This is a genomic window from Actinoplanes sp. NPDC026623, from assembly GCF_040638275.1.
In the GTDB taxonomy this organism is placed as follows: domain Bacteria; phylum Actinomycetota; class Actinomycetes; order Mycobacteriales; family Micromonosporaceae; genus Actinoplanes.
The window spans coordinates 1-1,562 of the sequence record NZ_JBEZXZ010000432.1; the positions used below are offsets into that span (position 1 = coordinate 1).

Consider the following 1,562-nt stretch of genomic DNA (forward strand, 5'->3'; position numbering starts at 1 on the left):
CGCCGGCGCGCGGTGCGCGGGCGGCGCCGTCGCCGTGGCGGACACGACCCGCGACGCCGGCGGCCGGATCCGGATCGGCCGCGCCGACGAGGAACTGGCCGCCGCCCTTACCGCGGGATTCCCCTCCGGTCCGGGCTTCGTCGCCGGGGACACGGCCGACATCGCGGCGCTGGCCGAGCATGTCCGCGGGGTCGCGGCGGGCCTCGACGACGTCGTCTATCTGCACGGCGACCTCGGCATCAGCGCCGGCATCATCACCGGCGGCCGGCTCGTCACCGGCCATCGCGGGCACAGCGGCAAGGTCGGCCACATGGTCGTCAACCCGGCCGGCGTGGTCTGCGGCTGCGGCTCGCGCGGCTGCTGGGAGACCGAGATCGGGGCGGCCGCCCTGCTGCGGCACGCCGGGCGCGACCCCGCGGAGCCGGGCGCGGTCCTGGAGGTGCTGCGCGCCGCCGCGTGCGGCGAGGACACGGCCCGCGCCGCCGTCCATCGGGTCGCCGACTGGCTGGGCTTCGGCGTGGCCACCCTGGTCAACGTGGTCAACCCCGGCCTGGTGGTCTTCGGCGGCTCGCTGCGCGAGGTCTACGCCGCCGGCGCCGGTGTGGTGCGCCGCCGCCTGGACGGGATCGCGCTGCCCGCCTCCCGCGAGCGGGTGCGGCTGCGGGCCGCGGCGCTCGGCCGCGACGCCGTCCTGATCGGCGCGGGTGAGCTGGCCTTCGACCAGTTGCTCACCGACCCGCTGAACGCCGGAGTTGCGGGGTAGGAGGAGACTGGACCCGGATCTATCGACGGAGGCGTCCCATGGCTGGATCGACGGCGAGCACGGCGACCGACCGCTGGTCGGCCCAGCTGATGTGGCTGCTGCCGCCGCTGTTCGAGCTTCCGGTCGCGGTCGCGCTCTGCTCCGGCGTTCCCGAGGTGGCCATCCAGGCGGCCTTCGGCTCGCCCGCCACCCAGGTGGTGCTGCTGCTCGCCCTCGCCGCCGCGGTCGGCGGCTTCGCGGCCGTCGTCCGCGGCACGGCCGGCGTGGCGCAGGCGGCGATCGGGGGACTGCTCTCGGTGGCCGCCGGAGCGGTAGCCGCGGTCGGCGCGGGCTTCCTCGCGGGCGGCACGTTCCGGATGCCGGGCCTGCTGCTGGCGCACTCCGCGTTCTCCATCGCGATGCTGGCCCGCGCCGCGCTGCGCCGCCCGGCCGAGGCCTGAGGCGCCAGCCTCAGTATCGGCGCCGCGCCGTCAGGCCGGGCAGCAGGGAGAGGCCCGCGATGACGGCGCCCGCGACCATCGCCAGGTAGCCGAGGACCAGGACCTCGGCGCCGCCGCCGAACGCCAGCGCGCCCAGCACCATCACGAAGGTGAGCAGCGCGGGCAGCGCGGTGAGTACCCAGGCCGCCGTCTTCTGCGCCGGGCTCCAGCGCGGCGACCCGGAGACCAGCAGCAGCCCGGCGAGCGGGCAGATCACCGGCAGCACCACGGAACCCGCGGTGAGCAGGGCTATCCCCGCGTACTCGAGGTGACCGGAGGGTGCCGGCGCGGGCGGCGGCAGCGGGGCGGGGGCGGCGGGC

2 protein-coding genes and 1 pseudogene are annotated in these 1,562 nt (G+C 77.2%); 2 read left to right on the plus strand and 1 reads right to left on the minus strand.

The window, feature by feature from the left end; all coding sequences use genetic code 11:
* The coding region (locus AB0F10_RS45545; protein WP_360640848.1) for an ROK family protein at positions 1–763 on the plus strand (763 nt) is incomplete at its 5' end.
* Positions 764–801: 38 nt separating this feature from the next.
* Positions 802–1,203 (plus strand): hypothetical protein, encoded by a 402-nt coding sequence (locus AB0F10_RS45550; protein ID WP_360640850.1) that lies wholly within the window; start codon positions 802–804, stop codon positions 1,201–1,203.
* 10 nt (positions 1,204–1,213) lie between these two features.
* Here AB0F10_RS45550 and AB0F10_RS45555 read toward each other — a convergent pair.
* A pseudogene (locus AB0F10_RS45555) lies at positions 1,214–1,562 on the minus strand (hypothetical protein); the annotation flags it as partial.